Source organism: Rhizobium sp. P1_E6 (assembly GCF_056405875.1).
On sequence record NZ_JBFUBG010000035.1, the window covers coordinates 48,682 to 55,199 of the forward strand.

6 protein-coding genes are annotated in these 6,518 nt (G+C 62.8%); 4 read left to right on the top strand and 2 right to left on the bottom strand.

The features are described 5' to 3' along the window. Positions 1 to 19 precede the first annotated feature (19 nt). Entirely contained in the window at positions 20 to 1,315 is a 1,296-nt protein-coding gene (locus tag AC1D35_RS18305) for an amidohydrolase family protein (RefSeq protein ID WP_477939384.1), read from the top strand. A gap of 22 nt (positions 1,316 to 1,337) precedes the next feature. Here AC1D35_RS18305 and AC1D35_RS18310 read toward each other — a convergent pair whose 3' ends face one another. After that, entirely contained in the window at positions 1,338 to 2,354 is a 1,017-nt protein-coding gene (locus AC1D35_RS18310; protein WP_477939386.1) for a GntR family transcriptional regulator, read from the bottom strand. After that, on the bottom strand, positions 2,326 to 3,315 hold the full coding sequence (locus tag AC1D35_RS18315) for an alpha/beta hydrolase (RefSeq protein WP_477939388.1): 990 nt from the start codon (positions 3,313 to 3,315) through the stop codon (positions 2,326 to 2,328). The genes AC1D35_RS18310 and AC1D35_RS18315 overlap by 29 nt, the downstream gene beginning before the upstream one ends. A 150-nt stretch (positions 3,316 to 3,465) precedes the next feature. Here AC1D35_RS18315 and AC1D35_RS18320 point away from each other — a divergent pair, with 150 nt between their 5' ends. The 3 genes from AC1D35_RS18320 to AC1D35_RS18330 form a co-directional block, all read left to right on the top strand. Continuing rightward, the gene (locus tag AC1D35_RS18320; RefSeq protein ID WP_477939390.1) at positions 3,466 to 4,491 is read left to right on the top strand and encodes a sugar ABC transporter substrate-binding protein; all 1,026 of its coding nucleotides are present in this window, start codon (positions 3,466 to 3,468) and stop codon (positions 4,489 to 4,491) included. 71 nt (positions 4,492 to 4,562) lie between these two features. Continuing rightward, positions 4,563 to 5,582, top strand: coding sequence for an ABC transporter permease (locus AC1D35_RS18325; RefSeq protein WP_477854357.1), 1,020 nt, complete (start codon positions 4,563 to 4,565; stop codon positions 5,580 to 5,582). Next, positions 5,579 to 6,518: ABC transporter permease (locus tag AC1D35_RS18330; RefSeq protein WP_477939392.1), on the top strand; the 940-nt coding region annotated here is incomplete at its 3' end. The genes AC1D35_RS18325 and AC1D35_RS18330, both read left to right, overlap by 4 nt.

A 6,518-nucleotide genomic window follows, 5' to 3' on the forward strand; every position in this document is an offset into this window, starting at 1 on the left:
TCAACAGACCGGTGCCGCCATGTTTGACCTGATCATCAAAAACGCAAATCTTCCCGACGGCCGCAGCGGCATCGATATCGCCATAGAAAAAGGCAGGATCGCCGACGTCGCTCCCAGGATCGAGGCCGAGGCCGGCGAGGAGATCGATGCGAGCGGCCGCCTTGTCAGCCCGCCTTTCGTCGATCCGCATTTTCATATGGATGCAACGCTCTCGCTTGGTCTGCCGCGCATGAACCGCTCCGGCACGCTGTTGGAAGGGATTGCGCTCTGGGGTGAACTGCGKCCGGTCCTGACGCGCGAAGCCCTGGTGGAGCGGGCGTTGCGCTATTGCGACCTCGCCGTTTCGCAGGGGCTTCTCGCCATCCGCAGCCATGTCGATACCAGCGATCCCAGACTGGTGACTGCTGAAGCACTGATCGAGGTGCGCGAGCGGGTCGCCCCCTATATCGACCTGCAGCTCGTCGCCTTTCCGCAGGATGGCTATTATCGTGCGCCTGAGGGCGTCGAGGCGTTGAACCGTGCGCTGGACATGGGCCTCGACATCGTCGGCGGCATTCCGCATTTCGAGCGCACCATGGCTGATGGTGCGGCCTCCGTCGCAGCTCTTTGCCGCATCGCTGCCGATCGTGGCCTGCCCGTCGACATGCATTGCGATGAAACCGACGATCCGCTGTCACGCCATATCGAGACGCTGGCAGCAGAGACGGTGCGGTTCGGCCTGCAGGGTCGCGTTGCCGGCTCGCACCTGACGTCCATGCATTCGATGGACAATTATTACGTCTCCAAGCTCATTCCGCTGATGGCGGAGGCGGAGATCAACGTCATTCCCAATCCGCTGATCAACATCATGCTGCAGGGCCGGCACGACACTTATCCGAAGCGGCGCGGCATGACGCGGGTGCGCGAACTGATGGAAGCCGGCCTCAACGTCTCCTTCGGCCATGACTGCGTGATGGACCCCTGGTACTCCATGGGCTCCGGCGACATGCTGGAGGTCGGCCATATGGCGATCCATGTGGCGCAGATGGCCGGCATCGACGACAAGAAGAAGATCTTCGACGCGCTGACGATCAACTCGGCCAAAACCATGGGCCTCGATGGCTACGGCCTTGAAAGGGGAAAGAACGCCGATCTCGTCATCCTGCAGGCGCGCGATCCGGTGGAAGCACTGCGGCTGAAGGCAAACCGGCTGACCGTCATCCGCCGCGGCAAGGTCATCGCGCGTTCGGCCCCGCGCATCAGCGAATTGCATCTCGACGGGCGCCCGGCAACGGTCGACGGGGCCGCCTATGCGCCTATCGTCCCCAGCGCATAAACCTCTTCTTGGGTGAGCGCGCTCAGCGCTCGCCCTTGACCTGGATCAGATAGGGTGGTGTCAGGCCTGAGGGCATGGCGGGCAAGTGCTGGAGGATCTTCAGGTTCGGATCGAGCGCCCTGCGCAGGTGATCGGCTAGTGCTGCGCAGGCCTTGTCGATATCGCCGGCGAGCAGCGCGTCATAGACGCGCATATGCTCAGCGATCATCGTCGAAATTTCCCCTTCGGTGCGGAAATTGGCGAAGGTCGAGTGGGTGGCGATCAGCACCCGCTGGCTGCGGCGCACGGCCGAAAGAAGCACGGTGTTGGGGCAAGGCGCGAGGGAGTCGAGATGCAGGTCAGCTTCGGCCCGCTCAAGCTTTTCCGGCGCCTGCGGGTAGGGGCCGAGAGACTTCAGCCTCTGCCGCCGCTCCTCAAGGGCTGCCTTATCCAATGTGGTGTAGGCCTGGCGCAGGGCTTCCGGCTCCAGCAGGCGGCGCATGTCGTAGTGGTAGCGGAAGACCTTGGCGCTGAGCGGGCCGGCATACCAGCGGTTATTGCTGTCCTGCTCGATGATGCCGCTGCGCTCCAGCTGCGTCAGCACCTCATGGGCGATGGTGCGGCTGACGTCGTAATGCTGGGCAAGTGCTGTCTCGTTCAACAGGAAACGGCCATAGGCAAGACAGACGGCAACGGCATGTTCGACTTCCGGATAGATCTGCTCCCGGCGGTTGATGACGGGCACGGTGACCGAGCGTGGCAGATCGAGACCCGCGGCAAAAAGGTCGCCGCGCTGCGGCTCGCCGCCCGGCACGATATAACCGCGCCCTTCGAAGGTCTGGATCAGGCCTTCCGACAGAAGCCGCGCCAGCGCGATACCGGCCGGGATACGGCTGACATTGAAGGCGCGGGCAATGCTTGCCTGCCCGAGAATGAGGCCGGGCTCCAGCGCGCCCCGCTCCAGATGGTCACGAAGAACCTGATAGATCGTCAGATAGATCGGCTCGGACCGCACAGCCGTGGCCGCGGTTTCAGCCTCCACCCCGCTTGCCATCGTCATGTCTGTTCCAAAGGCCGTCTGCCCATTTCCCGATGCGCCCGATCAGCTTGCGGGCGGTTTTTCCTGCGCGATCCATGATGAAGAAACCATGGATGGTTCCCTGCCATTCCTCGTAACAGACGTCATTTCCGGCGGCAATCAAGCGCTGTGCATAGGCGCGGCCCTCGTCGCGCAGCGGATCGTGGTCGGCGGTGATCAGCAGGGTTGGTGCCAGGCGCGAAAGATCACTGGCGAGTAGCGGCGAGACGCGAGGGTCGGAGGGTAGCATGCCGCCCGAAAGATAATGTTCCGCAAACCAGATCATCGTCGACTGTTGCAGGGAAAAGCCGTTCGCGAATTTCTGGCGGCTTCCAGTCACGCCGGAGAGATCGGTAGCCGGATAAATAAAAACCTGCCCGGCAAGCGGGATGGCGAGGTCGCGTGCCCGGATCGCCAGCGATGCGCAAAGGCTGGCGCCGGCGCTGTCGCCAGCAAGGATCACTTTGCCTGCATCGAGAGCAAGCGCTCCGCCATTTCCCTGAAGCCAGAGAAGTGCCGCCTCGGAGTCCTCGCAGGCCGCGGGAAACGGCGCTTCCGGCGCTTTGCGGTATTCGACAGACAGCACATTGGCATGGGCGGCATTGGCGAGCGAGCGAACCGGCCCGTCATGGGTCTCGATGCTGCCGACCATCCAGCCGCCACCATGGAAGAACAGGATGGTCCGCGCGGTGCCGGCCACGCGGTAGAGCCGCGCCTTCAGCCTGACATCACCGCTTGGAATCTCCAGATCCTCAATGCCAGAGACCGCATCCTTCGCGCCCCAATGAAGGGCAAGCCGGGTTTCGGAATCGGCGCGCGCCTGTTGCGGCGTGAGCGTTTCCATCGCCGGCCCGCCCAGCGCGTCCTGGTCCTCCAGCAGGGTCCTATATTCCGGCAGAAGCCTCGATCGGTCGGCACGCGACAGGTTCTCTTGCGGCTCCATCAACTCCTCCTCGCCGATTGCCTGGTGCGATGGAAAGGGAAAATGACAAAAAAGTCAATAATCGAATATTGCATGCGATATTCGATCGTGTTAGCGATTGATTACGGCAATGCTGGAAGAGGACCGGACTTGCCCAAACGGGAGGATGTCATGACAATTCGCAGTTTCATTGCTGCAGGCCTTGCATGCTCCGTGGCAGTCGCGCCGCTCAGCGCCTTCGCCTCGGACAACAAGATCGCCCTGGTTCCGGGCGGTCCGCACCCCTATTTCGCGCCCTGGGAACAGGCTGCCGCCGATGCCGCCAAGGATTTCGGCATCGCTGCAGTCGAATACAAAGTGCCTAGCGAATGGAAGCTGGAGGCGCAGACCGAGCTTCTGGAAAGCCTTGCGGCACAGGGCACCAATGGCTTCGGCGTATTTCCGGGTGACGCAGTCGGCGTCAACGCCATTTTGTCGGAAATGAAGACCAACGGCATTCCCTCGGTGGCACTTGGCGGCTGCACCCAGGATCCGACCGATGTCGGGCTTTGCCTGGCGACCGATGTTTCGCAGTCGGCCTATCTCGGTACCAAGGCGCTGATCGAAGCGATCGGCGGCAAGGGCACGATCGTTCATCTGGCAGGCCTGCTCGTCGATCCGAATACGACGCTGCGCGTCAAGGCGGTCGAAAAAGCAGTCGGCGAGACGAATGGCGCCGTCACCCTGTTGCAGACGGTCGGTGATACCGACAGCCAGGAACAGGGCGACCAGAAGATCAATGCCCTGCTTGCCGCGCAGAAGGACAAGATCAACGGCCTGATCGCCACTGGCTATATTTCCTCGGTGGTGGCTGCGACCGCACTCAAGAACCTTGGCGACAAGAAGATCAAGCTTGTCGGCATCGACGATGACAAGATCATCCTTGACGGCATCCGCGACGGTTTCGTCGCCGGCACCATGGCGCAAAACCCCTATGGCCAGGCCTATATCGGCGCCTATGTACTTGATCAGATGGCGGCAGGCTGCAGCGTCAAGGCGGACGCCCCGTGGATTGCGACACCGCAGACCGCGCATTTTGTCGATTCCGGCACGCTGCTGATCTCGGAAAAGAACGTCGCCAGCTACAAGGACGATCTGAAGGCGCTGACGAAGAAGCTGCAGGGAAGTTTCAAGGACATCTACCTCTCCTGCAAGTAAAGAAAGCGGCGCGGGTCGAATCCGCCCCGCGCCTAATTACTCCTGTTCCACGAGACCGGTCATCCCAGCGCATGGCACCCATCGACAATGATAGCCCCGTCCCCGATGCAGGCAGACACAGTCTGCTCGGATTGCTGACCAGGGGGCCGGCGCAGCTTGGCCTGTTGATCATCCTCCTGATCCTTTGGGCCGTCTTCACCAGCCTGGCGCCGGGCTTTCTGTCGCGCTTCAACTTGAATTCCATGGGACGCTCGGTCGCGATCGATGTCGTCGTCGGTTTCGCGCAGATGGTGGTGCTGGCGACCGGCGGCATGAACCTTTCCGTTGGCGCGATCGGCGTCTGCTCCGTCATGGCTGCGGGCTATCTGATGCAGACGGCAGGCCTGCCCATTCCGGTTGCGATCACCCTGACGCTCGCCTTCGGCGGCCTTCTCGGCGCGCTGAACGGGCTCGCAATCGTCAAGACCGGCGTCAACAGCTTCATCGTCACGCTCGCCAGCGCCAGCCTGTTTTCCGGCGGCATGCTGATCTTCACCAAGGGCGTGCCACTGAACGGTTTGCCGGCGAGTTTCGGCGCTTTCGGCCGCAGCGGCATCGGTCCGGTGCCGTCACTGGCGGTCGTAGCACTTTTGATCGGCGCCCTGCTCTACATCCTCTTCAAGCATACTGTGCTCGGCCGGCAAATCCTGGCCGTTGGCGCCAATGCGCGCACGGCGGAAATGTCGGGCATCCCCGTTGGACGGATTACCATCTTCGTACATGTGCTCTCGGGAATGCTTTCCGCGGCGGCAGCCTTGATGCTGACGTCACGACTGTCAGCGGCCATGCCCGGCGTTGCCGGCGACGACTGGCTGCTGCCTTCTTTCCTTGCCCCGGTCATCGGCGGCACCGCGCTTGCCGGCGGAATGGTGTCGGTGGTTGGTACGATCCTCGGGGCAATGCTGGTCGCAACCATCCGCAGCGGCCTGCTGGTGTTGCAGGTCGGGAATTTCTGGCTGCAGCTCTTCCTCGGCATCTTCCTGCTCTCGGCGATCCTCTTCGAGCGCTACCGGACGAAGCTCGCCATCCGCGAACAGACGAGGCGCGCATGAAGACGCTGATTTCCCTTGCCGCAAGGACACAATGGTCCGGCATCCTGGTCGGCGTCATTGCCGGCGGCATCGCGCTCGCCTTCGCCTCCCCCGCCTTCATGACGGAATTCAACTGGTTCGTCATGCTGCGCAGCATCTGCGTATCGCTGCTCGTCGCCTTCAGCCAGATGGTCATGCTGGGCGTCGGCCAGATGAACCTTTCCGTCGGGGCGCTCGGCGGGCTCGTCGCTGTCGTGACCGGTGGGCTGATGGATGTCTGGGGTCTGCCGGCCATCGTTGCGATCATTATCGGCGTCGCCTTCGGCGGCCTTGCCGGTTTTATCAATGGCTGGCTGACGGTGCGAACCGGCATCAATGGCTTCATCGTCACACTCGCGACCGGCTCGGCCTTTGCCGGCATCAATCTCGGCATCACCAAGGCCATCCCCTTCTACAATCTCTCGCCGGCCTTCGTCGCCTTCGGCAATGGACGCCTCGGTCCCTTCCCGCTGCTGCTCATTGTGCCGCTGGTGGTGACCGTGCTGCTCGTCATCTTCTTTGCCCGCACGGTCGAGGGACGCTACATGCTGGCGGTCGGCGGCAATGCCCATGCGGCGGAACTCTCGGGCATTTCCGTTGCCCGCGCCACGATCATGGCGCATGTGCTTTCCGGCCTGCTGGCCGCAGCCGCCGGCGTGCTCGCCGTTGCCCAGCTCGGTTCGGCGCAGCCGACGATCGGGGCGGACTGGGTGGTCATTTCCTTCGCGGCGCCGATCATCGGCGGTGCAAGCTTGGCCGGCGGCTCGATCTCCATTGTCGGCACCCTCATCGCCGTGCTGCTGGTGGGGCTGATCCAGAATGCCATGGTGCTGCTGGCGGTCGATCCCTACTGGGTCACCTTCCTGCTCGGCGCGCTGATCCTCGCCGCCGTCTGGATCAACCGCTACCGCGCAGTCC